Raw genomic sequence first — 24334 nt, forward strand, 5'->3', positions numbered from 1 at the left:
TGATGAAAGGGCTTTCTAAACCCTGTTTACAATAAATGAAATTTGTGCAAAATGGACCAATGCATTTCCAATTTGAGGATTATTTGCTACAATTTTATATGTCTTAGTTTATCATGGAATGAAACATTTTTGGTATTAGTTCGTATGGTAAGAAGGATACATATATTTAAGGGGGAAAACAGATGAATGGAAAGCGTTGGGCTGCACTTGGAATCGCAGCCGTTTTATTTTTTGTATCTATTGCTGTAGGGGCGGCCACTACTCTATTTACAGCGGATACGGAAAATATCATTGATGAATTATTTGCTTCCGAAAGTGCATTTTACGAGGAAGTCATAGAAGGCGATGATTACACAAATGTTATTGCCGTATTTGATGTAGAGGGCACGATTCAAGATACAGGAGAAGCCTCATTACTTAGTTCAGCAACATATAATCACCGTGCCTTCATGGATAAGCTGAAGATGGCAGAGGAAAATGATGATATCAAAGGGATTATCCTTCGAGTAAATTCTCCAGGCGGCGGTGTCGTCGAAAGTGCAGAGATTCATGAAAAGATCCTTGATATCAAGAAAGTGAAAAAACCTGTTTATGTATCAATGGGGTCTATGGCTGCTTCAGGCGGATATTATATTTCTGCACCAGCCGACAAGATTTATGCCAGCCCAGAAACGATGACAGGTTCACTTGGAGTCATCATGCATGGGTATAATTACGAGAAGCTGGCCAAGAAGTATGGTGTCGAGTTCGAAACCATCAAAAGCGGACCACACAAAGATATTATGAGTCCAACCCGGGAAATGACTGGGGAAGAACGTGAAATACTGCAGAATATGATTAATAATTCTTATGATCAATTTGTAAAAGTCATTGCTGACGGACGCGGAATGACAGAGAAGGAAGTAAGGGAAATTGCCGATGGACGCATTTATGATGGACGTCAGGCTAAAGAAAACCATCTAATCGATGATTTCGGCCATTTGGATGATGTAATTGCCGCAATGAAAACGGATATCGGTAAAAAGGATGCTCAAGTTATCCGTTATACAGATGAGGCAGGTTTCGGTTCATTATTCAGTATGGGTGCGCAAAAAATGTTGGGAAATGATGTGGAAACGGCAGTCTTGACAAAAATCCTTTCCTCTTCAAATTCTCCACGCTTAATGTATTTGTATGCGGAATAGGGGGGCTGAAGGATGACGGAAAGAAATGAAAACAATGAACAAATCGCTTCATCCAATCTAATGGCAGATCAAGAGGTTCCCGTTCAGCAGGAATTTACATCAGCCAAAAAGGCTGTGGGTGATGATGAAGTCAAAAAAGTGCATTTTGCTGGTTTTTGGATGAGGTTTTGGGCCTATTTAGCCGATCTATTGGTTATCGGAAGCTTGAATCGGATTTTGATTCATCCCATCTTTAAATTTTATGAAGGAACTGATGACCTCTGGTTCTCCGCAGAGGGCTTCTTAACGGGGATCGTATTTTTCTTATACTTTGTATTGATGACCAAATTCTTGAATCAAACCCTTGGCAAGATGATTTTTGGACTGAAAGTGGTTGCCTTGAAGGAAGGGAAAAAAACCATTTCATGGAGCACGATATTGTTCAGGGAGCTGATTGGCCGCTATATTTCAAAAGTAACCTGGATTGGATATCTCTTGGCAGGCCTATTACCGAAGAAACAGGCTTTGCATGATGTCTTTGCAGACACGGGCGTTGTGTTGATCAGAAGATGATTTCTTCCATTCATAAATCTGTAAGAGCGTGATTTTCGCTTTTGCAGGTTTATTTTTTTTTGTATATGCCGATAATGATAGGCTGAAGGGGTGTAGGTGCATGAAGTGGCTTTTGATGATTATGGGTATCCTCATTTTGGTGCTGCTTATTGTTATTTTTACTAAAGTAAGAGTGTCCATCGACTACAAGCGTGTCCAAGCGAATGACCTAATACATATTAAATTATCAGCTTGGTATGGGCTTTTTCACTATACATTCAAGGTTCCGGTCATAAAAATGGAAGATGACTCGGGAACTGCAGTAGTAAAGAAAGAGCAAGAAATGAACGGAAAAACAAATAAGGAAGAAAAGAAAAAAATCACAGCCGAAGATTTGCGGGACGGATTCGCAGACATTCTGGAAACGCTTCAGCATATAATCGGATTCCATAAGATCGTCCGTAAATTCGCTGGGGAAATCCAAGTCAAAAAATTCACCTGGCATAGTAAGGTCGGTACTAAAAACGCTGCACACACCGGTGTTTTAACTGGTGCATGCTGGGCACTTAAAGGTTCAATCATCGGTTTGCTGACAACCTATTTCAACTTTCGGATCATGCCCTCCTATTCCATTACACCCGACTTTCAGAGATGGCAGGCAAATACGTCGATTTCCTGCATATTACAATTCAGAATCGGGCAGGCTATGGTGACTGGAATAAAACTGCTTCGTTATTGGAAAGGCGGAAAGCCACATTTCAAGTCGAGTAAATTAGCGAAGCTATCAGGTGATTCCAATAAACAATCGTTATAGAGTGGAGGGAATTTAAATGTCAGATCATCCGATCCAAGGTTTAATGAAAGAAGCGATGGAAAATCTTAAAGAAATGGTCGATGTGAACACGATCATTGGGGATCCGGTAGAAACTCCGGATGGAAGTGTCATTTTAACTGTATCCAAAGTGGGGTTTGGTTTTGCAGCCGGTGGCAGCGAATTTGTGATGGATGGAAACCATCAAGGACAGCAAGGCGGTTCCAAGCAGCCTTTTGGCGGCGGTAGCGGCGGTGGGGTCTCCATAACACCAATTGCCTTTTTGATTGTCGGTTCCCATGGAGTGAAAATGATTCATCTCGATGAAGGGACGCACCTTCTAGAAAAAATGATGGATTTAGCTCCTCAAGTCGTCGATAAGATTCAGTCCATGCTATCCAAGAAAGACAATTATCAAAAGCAAGGCAATAATCAAAACCAAGGAAATAATCAATACCAAGGCGGCAGTCAACCAGCTGTAAACAGGTACCAAGAACCTAAACAGGATATAGACTTCTAATTGCGACTCGGCATCCGCCGAGTTTTTCTTTTTGCTGCATTCTTCCTTTGCGCCGAAAAAAGCTCGGATGGCGAACTTGTGCATGCATCATTCACATTTCCTGATTCAATTAATTGCAAAATTCCGGCAAAACAAATATTATTATGCTTGTACATATAGCAGAAAAGGGAGGAATTATTAATGGCTTCAGTTACATTTAAGAACAACCCGATCACTTTAGTGGGACAAGAACTAAAAGTTGGGGACAAAGCACCTGATTTTACAGTATTGGCTAATGACTTATCACCGGTTACTTTAAACGACTCCAAAGGTTCGGTCCGCATTATCAGCGTTGTTCCATCCGTGGATACAGGCGTATGTGATGCACAGACACGTAAATTCAACGAAGAAGCGGCAAAATTGGATAATGTGAAAGTACTGACGATCAGTAACGACCTTCCTTTCGCGCAAAAACGCTGGTGTGCTGCCAGCGGCTTGGACAATGTTCAAGTTCTTTCCGATCACCGTGACCTTTCATTCGGTGAAGCATATGGTGTCGTCATGCAAGAACTTCGTCTATTGGCTCGCTCTGTATTCGTTGTGAACAGCTCTGATGAAATCACATATGTAGAATATGTGAGTGAAGGTACGAACCATCCAAATTACGAAGGTGCAATCGAAGCGGCGAAAGCGGCAAAATAAGATGCGAATTTAAGAAACCGGGCACAATGTGCCCGGTTTTTTGTTATAATATTGATTTTCTTGGTGATAAAAACCATGACGTTGAAGTGGACAGGTCCTTTTTAGGATTTAATGTTCATTGGAAAGTTGTGTCGATCGATACATTTCATTTGAAGGGTATCATTTATTATATCTGGATTCAGTTAAGGCTCGAATGTCGGACCATTTTGTGGTAAAACAACCTTGCCAGACCATTCCTGACCATTAGGTGTTCCAACTCTTATGTCAATTTCATTAGGCCACGATGGCATTTGTCTTGGTCCTGGGAAAAACCCCGCTTGTTGCCCTGCTCGAAATCCTTCTCGATATCCTTGTCGATACCCCTGACGAAATCCTTGACGAAAACCTTGTTGAAACCCCTGTTGTTGCCTGTTAAATTCATCTGCTGACTGAATATCATGTTGCTGATTTACCGGATTAACCTGCCCATGATAGTTTTGATATTGATTATCCATATATAATCACCACCTCATGCATGGTATTCTGTTTGGGCCTTCATTGAGCCTATCCAAGTAATAAAAAATTACAGGGCAACAAAACAACCCGTTTTAGACAAAAGATTTCTATCTGAATTTCAAAACAAATTTGCTTGGAACGTAAGGTACGAGACTTCTGCTGGGAAAAGCGTGTCTAGGGTAGACGCCGCAGGCGCAAGCCGAGGGCAGACCGCCCGCGGAAAGCGAGTGCCTGGAACGGAAATGAAGTCCCCCAATAACATTTCATGGTTCGGGTTGTGACAATCCAAGCCACTTTTTTAGACAAAAGATTTCTATCTAAATTTCAAAACAAATTTGCTTGGAACGTAAGGTACGAGACTCCTGCTGGGAAAAGCGTGTCCAGGGGAACCCCGCAGGCGCAAGCCGAGGGCAGACCGCCCGCGGAAAGCGAGTGCCTGGAGCGGAAATCAAGTCCCCCAATAACATTTCATGGTTCGGGTTGTGACAATCCAAGCCACTTTTTTAGACAAAAGGTTTTCTATCTAATTTCAAAACAAATTTGCTTGGAACGTAAGGTACGAGACTCCTGCGGGAAAAACGTGTCTAGGGTAGATCCCGCAGGCGCAAGCCGAGGAGGCTCCCCGGACCGCCCGCGGAAAGTGAAGTGCCTGGAACGGAAATCAAGTCCCCGAATAACATTTCATGGTGACCAGTCCAAGCCACTTTGTTAGACAAAAGATTTCTATCTAAATTTCAAAACAAAGTTGATTGGAACGTAAGGAACGAGACTCCTGCGGGAAAAGCGTGTCTAGGGTAGACTCCGCAGGCGCAAGCCGAGGAGGCTTCCCGACCGCCCGCGGAAAGCGAGTGCCTGAAGTGAAAATCAAATTAAATTACCTTTTACTTACTCATCGTTAAAATTTTGAAAAGGGAGTGGGCGAGAGATTCCTTATCAAACGGAAAACGGTAAGTTAAACAAACGAAGAATGATGAGCAGGACGTACGGCTTGTATCTCTTTCTTCTTACCTTTAAAATAGGGACAGAAGCAAACAGGAGGAATTAATAAGTGAAGTCTACCCCAGTTGAACAATTATTTTATGAATTTGATGAAACAGCTCAAATATTGCAAAGTGAACTATCATGTACGTATCTGGACGCCTTGGGCGAAACGGGCGAGAATTTCTTCCAAGGGAAAGTCCTGCAGGATGAAATCAGTGAAGTATCGAAGAAAAGGTTAGCGAAGCATTATGCGGATTTTTCACCAGAGAAATATGAGAAGGAAGCAATCCGTAAAGCATATCAGCTTGCTATTTTAAAAGGCATGCAGCAGAGTGTTCAGCCGAATCATCATATGACTCCTGATGCAGTCGGCATGTTCGTCAGCTATTTAGTCGGTAAATTCACCAAGGACCAAAAAGAGATAGTCATGCTCGATCCAGCCATTGGGACGGGGAACTTACTATTTGCGATCATGAATCAGCTTACTGATAAGAACATCGCTTCATATGGTGTCGAGATTGATGAAACCTTGATCAGGCTTGCTTATGCTGGTGCCAACCTGCAAGAACATCCACTGGAATTTTTCAATCAGGACAGCTTGGAGCCACTTTTCATCGATCCTTCAGATGTTGTTGTCAGTGATTTGCCGATTGGTTATTACCCGAATGATGTGCGTGCAGCTGAATATGAATTGAAGGCCGACAAGGGACATTCGTATGCACATCATTTGTTTATTGAACAAGGTGTTAAACACGCGAAGGATGGCGGACACCTATTCTTCATTGTCCCGAATAACCTGTTCGTCTCGGAGGAAGCTCCGAAACTCAATGATTTCCTGAAGAAGCATACACATATCCAAGGGATGGTGCAACTGCCGCTTTCCATGTTCAAGAATGAAGCGGCTGCCAAAAGCATCCTGATCCTTCAAAAGAAAAAAGAGGGGATCGAAGCTCCGAAGAAGGCATTGCTTGTACAGCTTCCGAAGTTGTCGGATTTCGAAGCGACAAGGTCTGTCATGCAACAGATGGATGATTGGTTTAAAGAGGAAAAATAATCAATGAAAGCTGATGCCGCAGGCATTGGCTTTCATTTTTTTTTGAAGGAATGATTATTGCAATTCTTCGTTATCATTTGGTTGTAATCGCATGCCATGATAAGATTGTACTATACACAGCACGTTTCATTGAGATGAACATGGAAGAACTAACTTAGAGTAAAGGAGCAGGAGCGATGTCAAAAGTCATGGCTATTAATGCGGGCAGCTCTTCATTGAAGTTTCAGCTTTTTGAGATGCCTAGTGAAAAAGTAATTACAAAAGGTATTGTAGAAAGAATCGGCTTGAAAAATTCCGCATTCACTTTAAGCGTCGAAGGCGAAAATGTTTCTGAAACGGTGGATATACCCAATCATGAAGTGGCTGTAGGGCTTTTATTGAAAAAGCTCATTGACCATCGCATCATTGACTCCTTTGAAGAGATAGATGGCGTAGGGCATCGGGTGGTGCATGGCGGCGAGGTATTCAGTGACTCGGTCTTGATCACGGAGGATGTAATAGAGGAAATCGAAAAGCTTTCCGAGTTGGCGCCCCTTCATAATCCAGCCAATATCACCGGAATCCAAGCCTTCAGGCGAATACTTGATGATGTGCCAGCGGTTGCGGTATTCGATACGGCCTTCCATCAAACGATGGCAGCAGGTTCCTATTTGTACAGCTTACCTCTTGAATATTATGAAAAGTACGGAATTAGGAAGTATGGGTTTCATGGTACTTCACATAAATATGTATCGCAGCGTGCCGCCGAAATGATTGGCCGCCCAATTGAACAGCTTCGATTGATATCCTGCCATTTAGGGAATGGTGCAAGCATTACGGCCATAAAGGGAGGCAAATCGATTGATACATCAATGGGGTTTACTCCCTTGGCCGGTGTTACCATGGGAACGCGGTCAGGGAACATCGACCCTGCACTGATTCCTTATATCATGGAGAAGACGGGAAAAACTGCAGATGAAGTGCTGGATGTCCTGAATAAGGAAAGCGGCATGCTAGCCCTTTCCGGATTTTCCAGCGACCTCCGCGATATTCAAGTTGAAGCGGATAAAGGAAATGAGCGGGCTGAACTCGCACTTAAAGTATTTGCAGATCGGATTCACAAGTACATTGGCTCCTATTCAGCTAAAATGGGAGGTGTGGACGGCATCATTTTTACAGCGGGCATCGGTGAAAACAGTCAAACAATTAGAGGGCGTATCTTGGAGGGACTTGAATTCATGGGGGTATATTGGGATAAGGATCTCAATCGCACCAAGGGCAAGGAAGCGTTCATCAATACACCTTATTCACCTGTCAAAGTCATGGTCATCCCAACCAATGAAGAAATCATGATTGTCAGGGATACCGTGAAAATAGCTTTGAAAGAAACCTGGAAAGCATGACTTCCTGTTTTTTATAATGATCTCCTTATCTCTTAGGTAAGGAGGTCTTTCCAGTGAATGAAGTTTATCAATTTTCATCAGCGGAATTCGACTTCTTGTTGATATAATGTATTGGCAATCCATATCCTTGAGCGCCGGATCGCCCTCATCCATTCTGAGAAATGCTTCTTTCTATGGTATACTTAAGGGAGAATCCACCAATTCTGTACATAGGAGGCATGATGCATGGAATTCACGAACCGGGAAATGAAAGTTTGGAATGAAATTAGTGAATGGCAGGAAAAACTCTATCAATATGAGCCAACGGATCTTGCTGCATTGTATGATAAATGGTTGGAGCAGGGGTTTGCCCTGCTACCGGAAAACGTCCAACAACAGTTTTTTGAAAAGCTTGATACTTGGCTTTTTCATTTGCATGCCATGGTTCAGAGCTCACAAGTTCAAATAGATGCAAGAGAGCGGATTTTAGCATCTGCGCGCGTGTTTAATGAAGAAATCGAAACGTTGAGTGATTTGAATCACTTATCGATCGACCAGTTGAATTACATAGCCAATCAGCATATCGCTAAGCATCGCTTATATTCTTTTGCACAAGGCGGGATGAGCGGATCGGGAGGCCTGCTTTTGCTGGGGAGCGATATTCCGGCCATGACCGTCATCAATGTCAGGATCGTACAGCTGATTGCGATGTCTTATGGTGTCGAGGTGAATACACCGTTTGAAATGATGCTGGCCCTTAAGGTATTCAATGCAGGAGCGATGCCAAAGAGGCTCCAAGGAATAGCCTGGGAAGAATTGATCCGTGAGGTACAGACAGCAGAAGATGACTATTTTTATTTAGGAATCGAAGAATTGACAAACCCTACCTGGATGGAACAGCCGCTCAAGCAGCTGTTGAAAGCATTATCCATTGCCGTTTTCCGCAAAAAACTGGTTCGGGGCATACCGTTCATCAGCATGGCCATCGGGGCTGGATCCAATTATCAAATGACCCGGAATGTCAGTGAATTTGCCCAGAAGTTCTATCAATATCGTTATTTACTGGAAAAGAAGGCTGATGGAGAATGAGTGTCAAGAATCATAAAAAGGCCGTCACGGAGGCAGTTCGCTGCATGGTGATAACCGTCAGCGATACGCGCGATGAAGAAACGGATAAAAGCGGGGCACTGATGAAGGAATTATTGAAATCGAGTGGTCATGAAGTGACGGAATATGTAATCGTTAAGGATGAGCGGAAGGCGATTCAGGATGCGGTCACTTCTGGCAGTCAAAGCGGCATGGTTGATGTCATATTAACAAATGGGGGCACTGGCATCGCCAAAAGGGATGTAACGATCGAGGCGGTCAAAGAATTGATGACCAAGGAAATACCCGGTTTTGGCGAGATTTTCCGTATGCTCAGCTATCAAGAGGATATCGGGGCGGCTGCCATTCTATCCAGGGCAATTGCCGGAGTCGTGAACAACAAAGCGGTTTTTTCCACCCCAGGTTCATCAGGGGCGGTTCGGCTTGCAATGAATAAATTGATACTTCCGGAATTGGGACATGTCGTCGGTGAACTTCGCAAGGATTTATAAGAGGGATGCAAAAAAAGCCACAGTTTTAAACTGTGGCTTTTTTTGCATGGAATAGGCCTTAATTATGCATCTTTTCCGTCACGGCTTGATTGGCACGATACCAAAGCCATAAATCATTGATGATGGAAGCAAGTTCCGCAATTTCGGAATTGAGCTGGCATGATTTGGCGAAATTACTCTCATCGGAGAGCCGAAACTGCTTTCGGTTTATCGTGGATTCCAGTTCCTTGATGCGGTCCGGAATGCTTCCCCTGATATTCTCCCAATGTACGAGTATTTGCTGCTGCTCGCCTTTTGTATATTCATCCCACTCCAAATTCAAATCAGGAATGGAGATGCCGAGCCTTTCATCATAGATAAATAGTTCTCTCATATGCCCTCCGCTTTTCGATTTATCATACTCCTAGTTTACTATATTCTCGCGGAAGCATCCAATGTGTAAATTCCCTGAAAATAATAGGGGATTATTTAGCGAAATCTTTAAAATACCCCTTGTATTTCATTAATAAAGATGATAAAGTACTAATCATAGAATGAATAAAAATAACAAACGATGAATTTTTATTCACACGAAAGGACGATGGAAATGGAAAATCAAAAAGTTGTTTTAGCATATTCCGGAGGTTTGGATACTTCCGTTGCAATTAAATGGTTACAAGATCAAGGGTACGAAGTTGTGGCATGCTGCTTGGATGTCGGAGAAGGAAAAGATTTGGACTTCATTAAGGAAAAAGCGATCACTGTTGGTGCGGTAAGTTCATATGTCATTGATGCGAAGGACGAATTCGCTGATGAATTCGCATTGACGGCTCTTCAGGCACATACTTTGTATGAAGGGAAATATCCATTGGTATCAGCTTTATCACGTCCGCTGATCGCGAAGAAATTAGTGGAAGTGGCTGAAGCGGAAAACGCGGTTGCCGTTGCGCACGGTTGTACGGGAAAAGGAAATGACCAAGTGCGTTTCGAAGTATCAATCTCAGCATTGAACCCTAATTTGCAAGTTCTTGCACCTGTTCGTGACTGGAAATGGTCTCGTGAAGAGGAGATTGAATATGCAGCGAAAAATGGCATTCCCGTTCCGATTGGCATGGCGAGCCCGTTCTCGATTGACCAAAACCTTTGGGGAAGAAGTAACGAATGCGGAATCCTGGAAGATCCTTGGGCAGCTCCGCCGGAAGAGGCCTATGATTTGACTACAAGCCTTGAATGTACGCCAGATACTGCAGATATCATTGAAATTGGTTTTGAACAAGGTGTGCCGGTTACATTGAATGATAAAAACTATAAATTGGCTGACCTGATCGTCGAGTTGAATCAAATTGCCGGCAAACACGGAGTCGGACGTATCGATCACGTTGAAAATAGATTAGTAGGGATCAAATCACGTGAAGTCTATGAAGCTCCTGGTGCGATGACATTGATAGCTGCACACAAAGAACTTGAAGATATCACGCTTGTTAAAGAACTGGCTCACTTCAAACCGGTGATCGAGAAGAAAATGACTGAATTGATTTATGAGGGACTTTGGTTCTCTCCGCTTCAAAAAGCTTTGGCTGCATTCCTGAAAGAAACACAAGTGAATGTAACGGGTACGGTACGTGTGAAACTATTCAAAGGTCATGCGATTGTTGAAGGAAGAAAATCCGAGTACTCCCTATATGACGAAAAATTGGCTACCTATACAAAAGCGGACGAATTCGATCATGATGCAGCAGTTGGATTCATTAAGCTATGGGGACTTCCAACGAAAGTGAACAGCATGGTCAATAGCAAGAAGGTGACCGTGTGAGCAGCAAGCTTTGGGGAGGAAGATTTACGAAATCTGCCGAAGAATGGGTAGATGAGTTCGGAGCTTCCATTTCCTTTGACCAGGAACTTGTCCTTGAAGATATTCAAGGCAGTTTAGCTCATGTAACCATGTTAAAGCAATGCAGCATTTTACCTGAAGAAGATGCGGATCAGATCATTGCGGGTCTGAAAAGTTTACAGGGAAAAGCTGAGAAGGGTGAATTGACTTTTAAGGTTGAGATGGAAGATATCCACCTCAACCTGGAAAGTATGCTAATAAGCGAAATCGGTCCAGTTGGCGGAAAGCTTCATACAGGAAGAAGCCGTAATGACCAAGTTGCAACCGACCTTCATCTGTATATGCGGAACCAAACGAAAGTGATTCTGGAACTCATCAATGATTTGCAAATAGCGATTTTGGGACAATCCAAGAAAAATGTGGAAACACTTATTCCAGGTTATACACATTTACAGCGTGCACAGCCCATTTCGTTTGCCCACCATTTAATGGCCTATTTTTGGATGCTTGAGCGTGACAAGCAGCGCTTCACCGAGAGTTTCAAAAGAATCAACATTTCTCCATTGGGTGCTGGGGCATTAGCTGGGACGACTTTTCCGATTGACCGTGCCCTCAGTGCGGAGCTATTGGGGTTTGAGGGAATATACGAAAACAGCCTTGATGCGGTAAGTGATCGTGATTTTGCCATTGAATTCATGAGCAACAGCGCGACAATGATGATGCATTTATCCCGTTTCAGCGAAGAAATCATTCTCTGGTCAAGCCAGGAATTCCAATTCATTGAATTGGATGATGCGTTTTCCACTGGAAGCAGCATCATGCCGCAAAAGAAAAACCCTGATATGGCGGAATTGATCCGTGGTAAAACAGGACGGGTTTATGGGAACCTAACGGGGTTATTGACTGTTTTGAAAGGACTGCCGCTTGCTTATAACAAAGATATGCAAGAAGATAAAGAAGGCGTTTTTGATACGGTTAAGACCATTGTTGGTTCACTTAAAATATTTGCCGGCATGATTTCAACGATGAAAGTGAAAACGGACGTAATGGAAAAAGCAACAAAAAATGACTTCTCGAATGCGACGGAATTAGCTGATTACCTGGCTTCAAAGGGAATGCCTTTCCGTGAGGCGCACGAAGTGGTCGGGAAGCTCGTATTGTTCTGTGTCCAGAATGGCTGCTATTTAGTCGACCTGACCATTGAACAATTCCAGGAAGCTTCCGAGTTGTTTGATCAGGATATTTATGATGCATTAAATCCTTATGAGGCAGTTAAACGCCGTAACAGTGCGGGTGGTACAGGTTTTGCCCAAGTCCTGCTGGCGATTGAAAAAGCGGAAAAACTGGTAAGTGAATAACAGGAAAAAGCTCGTTCACCAATTTGGCGAACGAGCTTTTTATCATTTTCTCTTATTGATTCGTACGCACGACCATTACATCACAGTTTGAATGGCGAACGATGCCTTCCGACACGCTGCCGATAAGGAAACGTTCGACTGCATTAAGGCCTGTTGCACCGCAGACAATTAAATCGATCGAATGCTTTTTCGCTAAATCCCTTGGAATTTGAACTTTAGGAGAACCATAGGCAACTTCTGTTTGGACCTTTGTAATCCCGGAGGCAATGGCTTCCGTTTTATACTTGTCCAATAGCTCATTGGCAAAGGTTTCAGAGTGATCACGGATAGTCATATCATAAGCTTCGACAGTAGGGAAATTCCTTGTATCCACGATGTGTGTGAGCACAAGGGTAGCGTCACTGAGTTTTGCTAAGTAGATGGCCTTTTTTAAGGCCCACTCTGCTTCTTCCGAGCCGTCCACTGCTACAAGAATATTTTTATAATCTATACTATTCAAGTGAATCTCCTCCTTCTATTTCATTCCTATTATACAATGATTTACCTTATGGATCTGATTTCAATTGTAACAAATTAGCGAATGTTTATGCCAATAATCTGTAAATTATATGATTCCAACCTTATTATGATGTGATGAATCATTGCATGACGAATATCTATTCTTTTTACCTTATTTGTTTATTTATGGTAACCTCTAATGTGAGAGGGGAGTTTTTTTCTTTGAGTGTTTCAAAAATAGTAAACTATGCATTATATTTATACGTGCTTTTGTATGCTTTGATCTATTACATTTTTATTTCTTACATCAATTTTGTACATGCTACGATCAGTTTAATGAGTATATCAGCACTGTTGCTTCCATTTATTCTATTACTATTTTTTCAAAGGATTTCATGGAAATATACCAATAAGCATAATAAAAGGAAACCCAAAATTAGATTTATAGTCATATCAAGCCTTGGCTTTGCCCTTCTGATTTTTTGTGTGGTTATGTTAGGGGTAAATGAATCTGAATCAAGGTTCACCACTGAAAGATGGTTAAATGATGTTGAAGGGAGAGTCTACCTGGTAGATGACTTAATCAATGAACATGAATTGATAGGCATGACAAAAGATGAAGTGTTCACGCTTTTAGGGTCTCCAACAGAAACGGAATATTTTAAAGAGGAAGATAATGTTGTTTATTATCTCGGTGACGAGAGGGGAATCATAAGAATAGATAGTGAATGGCTGGTCATTTGGTTTGACGGCAGTGATAAAGCAATGAAGTATGAACTGCGGACCGATTAGTTGATATGTTGAATAAATACCCCCGTCATAAATGAAGGCGGGGGTCGTTATATTAAATGGTTCATGCATTATCACTTTATGATTTGCAGGCTCTTCGGGAATTTGGTCAAAATCTCACAGCCGGCATCGGTGATCAATAGATCATCTTCAATCCTGACACCTGCAACATTTGGAACATATATGCCAGGTTCGATGGTATAAACCATTCCGGATTGAAGTTTGAGTGAATTCGTTTCAGTCAAGGATGGATACTCATGGACACTGATCCCAAGTCCGTGGCCGAGCCTGTGCGGAAAAAATTCACCGTATCCTTTATCCCTGATGATGTTTCTGGCCGTCAAGTCTATCTCGGAACAGGATACACCAGGTTTACTGGCTGCAACGGCAGCTTCTTGTGCTCTACGTACAGTTTCATATATTTCTGCCTGTTTATCATTGATATCTCCGTAAGCAACCGTTCTAGTAATGTCAGAGCAGTACCCTTCATGAACGACGCCAAGGTCAAAGAGGACAAGGTCGCCGCGCTGAACCTTCGTATTCCCAGGTGTGCCATGCGGGGAAGCGCCATTTTTACCAGTCAGGACCATGGTGGAGAAAGACATTTGGCTCACTCCGGCCTTTTTCAATTCGTATTCAATCGCTGCAAGGATTTCCATTTCCGTTTTACCTTCATGAATTTCGCTGACACCCACTTCAATCGCAAAGTCGGCAAGGCGGCATGCTTCACGGATTTTGACCATTTCATCTTCCGATTTGATCATTCGCATCTTTTGAAGTTTTTCTTCTGCGGAAACAAGCTTCGGTGCTCCGAAGTGTTGTTGGACCTTTTCATAACGTTCCACATTCATATGCTCTTTTTCAATGGCCATTGTATGAATGGTTAAACCGCGATCCTTGACTGCCTGTTTAACTTTTTCCCAAGGGTTTTCAATGTCGGTGTAACCGATGATATCTCCATTCCATCCAGCTTGTTTAGCATCCGGAACTTCCATCTGCGGGCAGACAAGGAAAGGTTCGGCATTTGCAAAAATGGCAAGTGCCAGCAGTCTTTCATGAGGATCACTAAAAAACCCGCTCAAATAGAAGATGCTCTCTGTAGATGTAAGTAAAGCGGCTTCAGCCTCATTCGCCTGTAGCCAAGTTTGTAGTTCTTTCAAACGTTCATTCATGACGGTACCTCCATTAATAAGATATAATTACCTTAGCAATATTTAAAAGTATAGTAAATGGGAAAGGCCTAAGAAAGCTACATTAAAAAATTGTTGGTATGGGAAGGGAGCATCAAAAATGAAAGTATCTTTTCATGGACATGCAGTTGTAAAAGTCGAAACGAATGGTAAAACGATTTTAATCGATCCATTCATTACTGGAAACGAATTGACCGATTTGAAGGTGGAAGATGTGAAACCGGATGTGATCATCTTAACACATGGCCATAATGACCACGTCGGTGATACGGTTGAATTGGCCAAAAGGCATGATGCGCTTGTCATCGGCATTGCTGAGATTGCCGATTACCTGGGTGATCAAGGGGTCAGGACCCACGGGATGAGCATCGGCGGAGCTTTCGAGTTCGACTTTGGAAAAGTGAAACTGACGCCAGCTTTCCATGGAACGGGATTCAATAATGGAGAGGGGCAAATCATTTATTTAGGAATGCCTGCTGGAATATTGCTTACGATAGAAGGGAAAACGATCTATCATGCAGGGGATACAGCTGTATTTTCCGATATGAAACTGATCGGGGAACGACATCCGATTGACTTGGCATTCTTGCCTATCGGCGACAATTACACCATGGGCCCGGAAGATGCAGCACTTGCAGCGAAATTCCTTCAAGCCAAACAAGTCGTGCCGATTCATTACAATACTTTCCCTGTCATCAAACAGGATCCTGAAAAATTCCTCGACCTGCTTGAAGAGGAAAATGGACTGATCATGGAAGCCGGGGATGAAATAGACTTTTAAAAGGAGCGGGAGCCTGCAGGTGCTTCCGTCAGACTATAGATAAGCTCGATGATAATGGAGTGTGTCGACAGTTTTTTTAGGTTTGTAAAATTTGACCGTTTTTTTCTACTGCAGGCACTCGCTTTCCGCGGGCGGTCCGGGAGACTCCTGCGGGGTCTCCCTGGACTCGCATTCCCGCAGGAGTCTCGCACACCCGCTCCAATCAACTCTGCATTAATACTAAGAGAGAAACCCAATTGCCCTCAGTTTTGGAAGGTTTGTAAGTTGACTGTTTCTTTCTCCATTAAGACTTAACAATTTATATTCGCCTTTACTAAAGAAATTTTGTTTTTATTAGAAAAGGAGAACTTTAGGAAAATAAGTCAAGTTCATTATTTTACATATACACTTCCGTATATCTCATATCGAGATAGCGTCCAGTTTCCAAAATCTAATGCATGGGAAAGTCGTGGTTGTTGGTGCGTTTGTCTGCACCGCTGTGGACCAAGTGATGATTGGTGTTTTACCAATACTACTGCTTCCTGTTTTCCTTGCAAACTACCTCGTACAGTGAGTTTCTTTTCTAAACTTCATTTTTATTTCTGACACTTCTTTATTATCTGTCTGTTTAGAATCATTTTCCTCGACATTGACTGCCACTTTAGTACCTGCTTCGGAACATCCATCTATAGTTAGGGCGCTCAAAGCAACTATTATTGAAAGGATATGTTTAACAAAACTCCTCCTTATGTATATCGAGTAAATTCACTCCTCTTTTATGAAAAAAGAATCCATACAAAGTGAATCTATCTGAAAGTAAACTCTCGCTCAGCAGCCAAGTCTTTTTTCCTTTCGCAGGCATAAAATGAATAGATGAAAAAAAGGGGGGATTGGATGAAACAGAGGTTATTACTGTGTTTGCTTTTATGCGGTGTGATGCTGTATTATGCTGTGCCGCGCTTGTCGTTGGAAAGTGGCGGTCTGGAGGGTCTGTTTGCCGGCTCCTGGCTGTTGTTTGCATTGTTGGCGGTAGCTGGAAACTTGACGGGCATACTATATTCTCCTAAGAAACAAAAGGTAAAGCGCCAGCCGGAATACAAAAGGTTGCGCCAATACTAGTAGTTGTTTGATAAACTGGGCTCTTTGACCTTATAATGGGTAATAGGAATACCGTGAAAAGGGTGAAGCGCTTGGCTACAAAGCATGAACAAATATTGAAACATATCGATGGGCTCCCTGTCGGCGAGAAGATTTCCGTCCGTCAAATTGCGAAAGCATTGAATGTTAGTGAAGGTACGGCATACCGGGCAATTAAAGAGGCGGAGAACCAGGGCTACGTGAGCTCGATTGAGCGGGTAGGCACGATCCGCATTGAGAAAAAGAAAAAAGAGAATATTGAAAAGCTCACTTTTGCAGAGGTAGTCAATATTGTTGACGGACAAGTTCTTGGAGGGAAAACGGGACTTCATAAGACATTAAATAAATTCGTCATCGGGGCGATGAAGCTGGATGCCATGATGAGATATACAGGGGCAGGAAACCTGCTGATCGTCGGGAACCGTACACAGGCCCATGAGCACGCGTTAAAAGCGGGTGCAGCGGTGCTGATCACCGGGGGATTCGATACCGAAGAGCCCGTTAAAAGGTTAGCCGATGAATTGGAGATGCCAGTCATCTCAACGAGTTACGATACATTTACCGTCGCAACGATGATCAATCGGGCGATTTATGACCAATTGATCAAAAAGGAAATCTTGCTGGTGGAGGATATTTTGACACCCGTACAGGAAACGACCTTTTTGACCGTGGGTGACCGGGTTCAGACCTGGCATGAACTGAATCAGGAATCGGGGCATAGCCGTTTCCCTGTTGTCGATGACAATATGAAGGTTCAAGGAATGGTCACATCAAAAGATATCATCGGACAGGAAGAGATGACTCTCATCGATAAGGTGATGACGAAAAACCCGATGACCGTAGGCGATAAAATGAGTGTGGCATCTTCTGCACATATGATGGTTTGGGAAGGGATCGAGTTAATCCCGGTCGTGAATGACAGTCATATCCTAAAGGGTATCGTGAGCAGGCAGGATGTGCTGAAGGCATTGCAAATGAGTCAAAGGCAGCCTCAGGTCGGCGAAACGATCGACGATACGATTACCAGCCAGCTTGTGATGACTTCGAATCGCGGCAAGGGCGAGGAAGTGTATAACTATGGAGTCACCCCGCAGATGACCAATTACCTTGGTACCATTTCAAGCGGTGTATTCACGACATTGGTCACCGACTCGGCAAATCGAGCACTTAGAAGCTATAAGCGCGGTGACTTGGTCGTGGAAAACATGACGATCTACTTCATCAAGCCAGTCCAGATCGACAGTACGCTTGAAATCCATCCGCGTGTCCTTGATGTAGGACGTAAATTCGGAAAAGTCGATGTCGAGGTGTTTAACCAAGGCAAACTTGTCGGCAAGGCGATGTTGACTTGTCAATTGCTGGACCGATCATGAAAAATAAAAAGGATAATCGAAATTCGATTATCCTTTTTGATTTGCAGCTTCTTCGATTGCATGCGGCAAATAAAATTTATACATTTTATAGCCGCCCCAAATACTGAATAAGCCAACGAAGATGAAAACGGCGGCAATGATATAAGTGATGGTCGTGTGGAATAGAAAAAGCTGATTGATTCCGAATAGTGCGACAAACGCACCGAGGGCAATGGAAGACTTCCCTGAAATCCACTTTTTCTCCATCGGCATTCTGGTTCGGACCGATTTGATTTTATAAAACAGATAGACCCCTAGTGAAAGAACGATCAAGGTGACAAGAATAGGCATCGTTTGAAATTCCCCCAATTTAACATATGTACCTTTTTATTGTAGCGGGAAATGAAAGAGAATGCCACAGTAAACAAGATGAGACTTCCTATTTCCGCAATTTTTTGATTAAATGAAATATATCATCTTTATAAGGCTCGATAATACATATGTTAAGGGGGGATCAATATGAAAGCTGAAATATTAGCAGATATAAAGCGTTATGATACTATCATTCTCCATCGTCATGTCCGTCCAGATCCGGACGCTTATGGTTCACAGGGGGGATTGGCGGAAATCCTGAAAGCATCTTTCCCCGAAAAGCGAATTTATACGGTCGGGAAAGAGGAACCGTCATTGAATTATTTAAGAAGGCTCGATGTGATTTCGGATGAAACATATCAAGGTGCCTTGGTCATCGTTTGTGATACCGCAAATACGGACCGGATTTGTGATGCACGTTACACGACGGGGGATAAACTGATTAAAATCGATCATCATCCTAATGAAGATCCATATGGGGATATGCGCTGGGTCGATACATCGGCAAGTTCCACAAGTGAAATGATTTACGATTTTTACCAGTTCGGTAAAGAGCAGGGCTTGAAGATGAGTGATGAAGCGGCACGCCTTCTATATGCAGGCATTGTTGGGGATACAGGTCGTTTCCTATTCCAAAGCACTACTGAAAAGACATTTGCCTATGCCAGTGAATTGATTCACTATTCGTTCTCCCGCCCGCAGTTATATCAGGAGATGTATGACGTCGAGGAAAGCATAGTCCGGTTGAATGGATATGTGCTGCAGCATTTTGAAATCCTTCCATATGGAACGGGGAAAATGATCATCACGAAAGATATACTTGAAAAATTCAATGCTTCCACATCTGAGGCATCGCAGCTCGTTTCCTCGCTAGGTTCGATTAAAAATGTTAAGTCATGGGTCTTTTTCATTGAAGAGGATCAAGAAATCAGGGTTCGTTTCCGTTCTAAAGGACCGGTCATCAATACGATTGCCCGTAAATATAACGGCGGAGGCCACCCGTTTGCAGCAGGGGCTTCGATCTATTCTTGGGATGAAGTGGATAATATCCTTGCCGACATGGAAGAGCTGAATAAAGCGGAATGATAAAATTTAAAGGCTCTTTTCGTAAAGATTGTTGTTTTTAAACCAAACTATTTAAGGTTGATTGGAGCGGAAGTGCGAGACTCCTGCGGGAGCAGCGGGACAGGTGAGACCCCACAGGCGTATACGCCGAGGAGGCTCACCGCCCGCCCCGCGGAAAGCGAGCATCTGGAGGGGAAATCAACCACAACTCACTACCTGGTAAATAGCAACAAAGTATGTGAAAACAGCCAAATTAAAAGACCAAATCACAAATGATTTGGTCTTTTAAATTCGGTGGATATTCACCCATCCTTAAGAAGTAGTCCTTTTTAGTTTGATTTCTATATTCATTTTCGTATAAAACATGATTTCAACGACTTCAAGTCGATAGCGCTTTTTATTGATGGTCATGATCTTATTTTCTATCGACTTTTTCAACAGCACTTTTCCGTCATAGACACTGGCGACATCTTTGGCGAGAAGAGAGGATAGGTCATCCTCAATCACATCCTCCGCTTCTGCAATACTCAACTGATCCAGACTGTATTTTTCATTCGTGATCGTTACTTCCACTTCCTGAATCGTCAGGATTTCCTCGTTTTTCTCGTTCAATTTTTTATAATCCTGCTCCCAAATTGCAATTTTCCCGTTTAAATCCTTGATTTCTTCTCTTTGTTCGTGAAGGGACCGGATCTGCTTCTCCTGCTGGACGCCATGCATATAAAAGAAAATCACCCAGCTGATCAATCCGCCAAGTGCGGCCCCGGCAAAAAAACGCTGCCAGGTGGGAGTCCGGTGATAGGGAGGAATCCTCATGGTGAAATATGCTCCTGCGTGAACCAGTTGATGATCAGTGCTCCTGTCTGTGCCCCTCCAAGTGCAGAGAGTATCAATAGGACCTGCTTGACTATATCCTTCGTTTCCCCGTGGAAAATACCGCGTTCAAAATTATAGACCATATCAAAAGTTCCCCCGATCGCAGCGACAATCGCCCAAATACGAAGGCTGTCCGACAGCCGGAATACAGTCGTCATCGGGGCTTGTCCAGTAAAAAACGCGGCGAGGCCCCCGATTATCGAGCCGCCAAGCAATACGCCAAGCGATATGAAAAAGCTGTTGAGGAAGGCTGGAACAAAGGCTTCATTCATATATCATCATCCTTTTTTGCTTGATATTCTTCTATTCCATTTATATGGGATGTTCAGAGGTATTATGATAGTCGCCGGAAATCAGGAGGTTAAATTGCATTGGTAATGAGAACATATTTTCTTTTTTTGAAATAAACACTATAATGAAAAGAAACATGCCTTACAAAGGTGGGAGAAAAAAACGTGTATACTCATCTCCATATTCAGAGCGGATACAGCCTGCTGACAAGTACGGTGAAGATCACTGAACTTGTGGCCAAAGCGAAAGCGGATGGCTGTACAAGTCTTGCCTTAACCGATCGAAATGTTATGTACGGTTCGGTCTATTTTTATAAAGAATGCAAAAAGCAGGGCATAAAGCCGATCATCGGCATACTTGCGGATGTCCTTGATGAACGGGAAGCGCCACATGGACTTCTTTTATTGGCAAAGAGTCTGCAAGGATATCAAAACCTGCTTAAAATAAGCAGTGCCATAAAAACGAAATCCCCGTCAGGCATTCCAATGAATTGGCTTAAAGCCTATTCCGGGGGCTTGATTGCAGTCACACCAGGTGCAGAGGGGCAAATAGAAACGCTATTGAGAGAAGAAAACCCTGAAGAAGCCAAACAGGCAGCAGGGCGATTTCTGCAAATTTTTGGTCATGATAACTTTTATGTATCCATACAGAGACTGTCGATTGCGGATGAGGAAAAAAGTAACGAAGCCATAAGTCAGTTGGCGAGAGATTTAGAGATAAAGATTGTCGCGACAAATCCAGTTTATTATTTGAACGAAAGCGATGCACTCGCTCATGAAGTCTTATTGGCAATCGGAAATGGCGACAAGCTGGCGGATGAGACGCATACGGTTCTTGAATCCGATCAATTTTATTTGAAAAGCCGGTCTCAGATGGCAGAACTATTCCATGACAGACCGGATGCACTCGAAAATACACTGCATATTGCCGCGCAATGCAATCTGGAAATTCCATTTCATCGTTCACTTCTTCCTAAGTACCCTACTGAAGATGGAGCCACAGCCGAAGAAATGCTCGAAGCCATCTGCTTCCAAGGGCTGAAGAAAAGAGTGCCGGAGCCATCCATTCAATATGAAGAGCGACTAAGATATGAATTGGATATCATCACCAAGATGAAATTCAGCGATTACTTTTTAATCGTTTGGGACTTCATGAAATTCGCTAAGGACCACCAAATCCTGACTGGTCCAGGAAGGGGGTCGGCTGCAGGATCGATGGTCGCTTATGTGCTGTCGATCACGGATGTCGATCCAATCGAACATTCCTTGCTGTTCGAGCGTTTCCTGAATCCGGAACGTGTCTCGATGCCGGATATCGACATTGACTTTCCGGATAACCGCCGTGAAGAAGTGATTGCCTATGTCGCGAAGAAATACGGGGAACTTCATGTAGCACAAATCATTACATTCGGGACATTGGCTGCCAAGGCTGCGTTAAGGGATACAGGACGTGTTTTCGGCCTGAATTCAAAGGAACAGGAAGCGGTATCGAAAATGATTCCAGGCCGTCTGGGCATCACGCTTCCCGAGGCTTTCAAGGAATCGAAAAGACTTAGGGAATTCGTTAATGAGAGTGACCTGAATCAAAAACTATTTCAAACCGCGTTATTGCTTGAAGGGCTGCCTCGCCATGCTTCGACACATGCCGCCGGCGTCGTCATCAGTGACCAGGCACTGACCGGGCATATCCCGATTCAGGGAGGGCATGACGGCATCCACCTGACTCAATATCCAATGGACCTTCTCGAAGAACTGGGACTTCTTAAAATGGATTTTCTTGGACTCCGCAATTTAACGCTCATCGATAATATTTTAAATAACATTAAAAAAGGAACGGGGAAAAAGCTCGACTTGTCCCATATTCCGATGGATGATCCCGAGACGCTGGCCACTTTAGGCAGAGGCGAAACAACCGGGGTGTTCCAATTTGAATCGGATGGCATCCGAAAGGTTTTGATCAAGCTGAAACCGAACCGATTCGAGGATATCGTTGCGGTCAATGCCCTATATCGTCCAGGTCCGATGGAAAATATACCGCTGTTCATCGAGCGAAAACATGGACTTGCTTCGATTGATTACCTTCACGAGGATTTGAAGGATATCCTCGAGCCTACATATGGGGTCATCGTATATCAAGAACAAATCATGCAAATCGCCTCCCGTTTAGCCGGGTTTTCATTAGGGGAGGCTGACCTGCTCCGACGTGCCGTTTCGAAGAAGAAGAAGGAAGTTCTGGATCAAGAGCGGCAGCATTTCGTGAGCGGCGCATTGAAACAAGGATACTCCGAAAAAACGGCAGATGAGATTTATTCCTTGATTGTCCGCTTCGCTAACTATGGATTCAACCGAAGTCATGCGGTGGCGTATAGCTTCATCGCTTATCAGCTGGGTTACTTGAAAACCCACTATCCGGAATATTTCATGGCAGCACTTTTGACATCGGTTGTCGGGAATGATGAAAAGATTTCGCAATATATCCGAGAAGCAAAAAAGAAAGGGATAGCGGTTCTGCCTCCCTCGATTAACCGGAGCGGTTACCCGTTTTTACCGGAAAAGGAAGGGATCCGTTATAGCCTTGGAGCCATAAAAGGGATAGGCGGGACGGTCCTAAAAGATATCTTCGCTGCAAGGCGTCAGAAGAAGTTCGCAGATTTATTCGATTTCTGTTTGCGAGTTTCGGGGAAAATCGTAAATAGAAAAGTGTTGGAGGCGCTTGTCCATTCAGGTGCATTTGATGAATTCGGTGAAGACCGGGCAACATTGTTGGCGAGCTTGGACGTAGCGATCAATCATACGGAATTGGTTAATCCGGATGATGACCTATTCGATATGTTTTCGGATGGCGAGTTTTCACTCAAACCGAAATACCACCGGGTCGATCCTATCCCAATCGAGGACAAACTCTCGTTTGAAAAAAGCGCATTGGGGCTTTATCTATCGAATCATCCTGTGACAAGCTACAGAGAACTTTTTCAGCACTTCGGCTGTTTGACTATAGATGAAGCTATTAATAAAAAGGAATCGAAAGTCTTACTTGGCGCTTACATTACGTCGGTTAAAACCATAAGGACAAAAAAGGGCGATGTGATGGCTTTCTTGAGCGTCAGTGATGAAGAGGGGGATATTGAAGCGGTCGTTTTTCCAAATGTTTATAAAAACCACTCTGCCGACTTGAATCATGGACAACTCGTTATGCTGCAAGGGACATTGGAAGAGCGGGATGGAAAAACACAGCTGCTGATCCGGAACGTATACCCGCTTGATAAAGTGAAGCAGATGAAAGAGGAAAAAAACGGAACGATATTCCTGAAAATTGAGGCTGGCAAGCAAACGAAGGATACACTGCAAAAAATAAAAAAAATTTTAATGCAGCATAGCGGTGAAACCAAGGTCATGCTTTTTTACGAGAGGGAAAACCGCTATGTACAGCTATCTTATTGGGATTGGGTCAATCCTACAGATAGACTGATGCAGGCATTATTTGACTTGGTGGGAAAAGGGAATGTGGTTTACAAGAAAGAATAACTGTTTTACAACTTTAATAGTTATGTTATATTGAAAACAGGCCGCTGTGGTCTGACCACTAGATTTCAGCATAATTTCAGCATATAAGATAATGGG

General features: G+C 43.3%; 24 protein-coding genes. 17 read left to right on the forward strand and 7 right to left on the reverse strand.

The genetic code is table 11. The features are described 5' to 3' along the window. Positions 1–182: 182 nt before the first annotated feature. From sppA to tpx, 5 genes are all read left to right on the forward strand, one after another. Complete coding sequence (gene sppA, locus OTG27_RS15710; RefSeq protein ID WP_063575484.1) at positions 183–1184, forward strand: signal peptide peptidase SppA; 1002 nt, start codon at positions 183–185, stop codon at positions 1182–1184. A 12-nt stretch (positions 1185–1196) separates the two neighbouring features. Further along, a complete protein-coding gene (locus OTG27_RS15715) occupies positions 1197–1736 on the forward strand; it encodes an RDD family protein (RefSeq protein WP_268937395.1) in 540 nt (179 codons plus the stop codon). 100 nt (positions 1737–1836) lie between these two features. Then, positions 1837–2529 (forward strand): DUF2953 domain-containing protein, encoded by a 693-nt coding sequence (locus OTG27_RS15720; RefSeq protein ID WP_268937396.1) that lies wholly within the window; start codon positions 1837–1839, stop codon positions 2527–2529. Between the two features lie 16 nt (positions 2530–2545). Then, complete coding sequence (ytfJ, locus tag OTG27_RS15725) at positions 2546–3046, forward strand: GerW family sporulation protein (protein WP_057276717.1); 501 nt, start codon at positions 2546–2548, stop codon at positions 3044–3046. Positions 3047–3226: 180 nt separating this feature from the next. Further along, entirely contained in the window at positions 3227–3727 is a 501-nt protein-coding gene (gene tpx, locus OTG27_RS15730) for a thiol peroxidase (protein WP_063575486.1), read from the forward strand. Positions 3728–3909: 182 nt separating this feature from the next. Here tpx and OTG27_RS15735 read toward each other — a convergent pair whose 3' ends face one another. Next, the gene (locus OTG27_RS15735; protein WP_098863997.1) at positions 3910–4221 is read right to left on the reverse strand and encodes a hypothetical protein; all 312 of its coding nucleotides are present in this window, start codon (positions 4219–4221) and stop codon (positions 3910–3912) included. A 1049-nt stretch (positions 4222–5270) separates the two neighbouring features. On the opposite strand from OTG27_RS15735, the gene OTG27_RS15740 reads away from it, so the two are divergent. The 4 genes from OTG27_RS15740 (at position 5271) to OTG27_RS15755 (ending at position 9216) form a co-directional block, all read left to right on the forward strand. After that, positions 5271–6257 (forward strand): class I SAM-dependent methyltransferase, encoded by a 987-nt coding sequence (locus OTG27_RS15740; RefSeq protein ID WP_268937397.1) that lies wholly within the window; start codon positions 5271–5273, stop codon positions 6255–6257. Between the two features lie 176 nt (positions 6258–6433). Next, complete coding sequence (locus OTG27_RS15745; RefSeq protein WP_057276714.1) at positions 6434–7639, forward strand: acetate kinase; 1206 nt, start codon at positions 6434–6436, stop codon at positions 7637–7639. A 225-nt stretch (positions 7640–7864) separates the two neighbouring features. Then, entirely contained in the window at positions 7865–8707 is an 843-nt protein-coding gene (locus OTG27_RS15750; RefSeq protein WP_048681081.1) for an EcsC family protein, read from the forward strand. Beyond that, positions 8704–9216, forward strand: coding sequence for a MogA/MoaB family molybdenum cofactor biosynthesis protein (locus OTG27_RS15755; protein WP_034309163.1), 513 nt, complete (start codon positions 8704–8706; stop codon positions 9214–9216). Before OTG27_RS15750 ends, OTG27_RS15755 begins: the two co-directional genes overlap by 4 nt. A gap of 58 nt (positions 9217–9274) precedes the next feature. On the opposite strand, the gene OTG27_RS15760 is transcribed toward OTG27_RS15755, so the two are convergent. Next, positions 9275–9589 carry a hypothetical protein gene (locus OTG27_RS15760; protein WP_034309161.1) on the reverse strand — a complete coding sequence of 105 codons (315 nt, stop codon included), beginning with the start codon at positions 9587–9589 and terminating at the stop codon, positions 9275–9277. A gap of 213 nt (positions 9590–9802) precedes the next feature. Between OTG27_RS15760 and OTG27_RS15765 the strand changes: the two genes are divergently transcribed. Beyond that, positions 9803–11008, forward strand: a complete 1206-nt coding sequence (locus OTG27_RS15765) for an argininosuccinate synthase (protein WP_034309158.1) — start codon at positions 9803–9805, stop codon at positions 11006–11008. Continuing rightward, complete coding sequence (argH, locus tag OTG27_RS15770) at positions 11005–12384, forward strand: argininosuccinate lyase (protein WP_268937398.1); 1380 nt, start codon at positions 11005–11007, stop codon at positions 12382–12384. Before OTG27_RS15765 ends, argH begins: the two co-directional genes overlap by 4 nt. Before the next feature lie 52 nt (positions 12385–12436). Here the strand turns inward: argH and OTG27_RS15775 are convergent, their stop codons facing one another. Next, complete coding sequence (locus OTG27_RS15775) at positions 12437–12874, reverse strand: universal stress protein (RefSeq protein WP_034311454.1); 438 nt, start codon at positions 12872–12874, stop codon at positions 12437–12439. A gap of 230 nt (positions 12875–13104) precedes the next feature. Between OTG27_RS15775 and OTG27_RS15780 the strand changes: the two genes are divergently transcribed. After that, a complete protein-coding gene (locus OTG27_RS15780) occupies positions 13105–13674 on the forward strand; it encodes an outer membrane protein assembly factor BamE (RefSeq protein WP_268937399.1) in 570 nt (189 codons plus the stop codon). A gap of 71 nt (positions 13675–13745) precedes the next feature. On the opposite strand, the gene OTG27_RS15785 is transcribed toward OTG27_RS15780, so the two are convergent. Beyond that, entirely contained in the window at positions 13746–14843 is a 1098-nt protein-coding gene (locus OTG27_RS15785) for a M24 family metallopeptidase (RefSeq protein ID WP_268937400.1), read from the reverse strand. 118 nt (positions 14844–14961) lie between these two features. Between OTG27_RS15785 and OTG27_RS15790 the strand changes: the two genes are divergently transcribed. The 3 genes from OTG27_RS15790 to OTG27_RS15800 all read left to right on the forward strand — a co-directional run bounded on the left by OTG27_RS15790 (position 14962) and on the right by OTG27_RS15800 (position 18131). Further along, a complete protein-coding gene (locus OTG27_RS15790; RefSeq protein ID WP_048681095.1) occupies positions 14962–15642 on the forward strand; it encodes a metal-dependent hydrolase in 681 nt (226 codons plus the stop codon). An 873-nt stretch (positions 15643–16515) separates the two neighbouring features. Then, positions 16516–16740, forward strand: coding sequence for a hypothetical protein (locus OTG27_RS15795; protein WP_034309145.1), 225 nt, complete (start codon positions 16516–16518; stop codon positions 16738–16740). A 71-nt stretch (positions 16741–16811) separates the two neighbouring features. Then, entirely contained in the window at positions 16812–18131 is a 1320-nt protein-coding gene (locus OTG27_RS15800) for a DRTGG domain-containing protein (RefSeq protein ID WP_034311452.1), read from the forward strand. Between the two features lie 27 nt (positions 18132–18158). Here OTG27_RS15800 and OTG27_RS15805 read toward each other — a convergent pair whose 3' ends face one another. Beyond that, positions 18159–18461 carry a YtpI family protein gene (locus tag OTG27_RS15805; protein WP_034309143.1) on the reverse strand — a complete coding sequence of 101 codons (303 nt, stop codon included), beginning with the start codon at positions 18459–18461 and terminating at the stop codon, positions 18159–18161. A 168-nt stretch (positions 18462–18629) separates the two neighbouring features. Between OTG27_RS15805 and OTG27_RS15810 the strand changes: the two genes are divergently transcribed. Continuing rightward, entirely contained in the window at positions 18630–19568 is a 939-nt protein-coding gene (locus OTG27_RS15810) for a DHH family phosphoesterase (RefSeq protein WP_268564509.1), read from the forward strand. 291 nt (positions 19569–19859) lie between these two features. Here OTG27_RS15810 and ytrI read toward each other — a convergent pair whose 3' ends face one another. Both ytrI and ytrH read right to left on the reverse strand, forming a co-directional pair. Next, positions 19860–20363 (reverse strand): sporulation membrane protein YtrI, encoded by a 504-nt coding sequence (gene ytrI, locus OTG27_RS15815; RefSeq protein WP_098863985.1) that lies wholly within the window; start codon positions 20361–20363, stop codon positions 19860–19862. Continuing rightward, positions 20360–20695 (reverse strand): sporulation membrane protein YtrH, encoded by a 336-nt coding sequence (gene ytrH / locus OTG27_RS15820; protein WP_034309135.1) that lies wholly within the window; start codon positions 20693–20695, stop codon positions 20360–20362. The genes ytrI and ytrH overlap by 4 nt, the downstream gene beginning before the upstream one ends. 183 nt (positions 20696–20878) lie before the next feature. Between ytrH and dnaE the strand changes: the two genes are divergently transcribed. Further along, positions 20879–24238 (forward strand): DNA polymerase III subunit alpha, encoded by a 3360-nt coding sequence (dnaE, locus tag OTG27_RS15825; RefSeq protein ID WP_268937401.1) that lies wholly within the window; start codon positions 20879–20881, stop codon positions 24236–24238. Positions 24239–24334 lie beyond the last annotated feature (96 nt).

The organism is Peribacillus sp. AS_2, from assembly GCF_026891895.1.
Classification (GTDB): Bacteria; Bacillota; Bacilli; order Bacillales; family DSM-1321; genus Peribacillus; species Peribacillus frigoritolerans.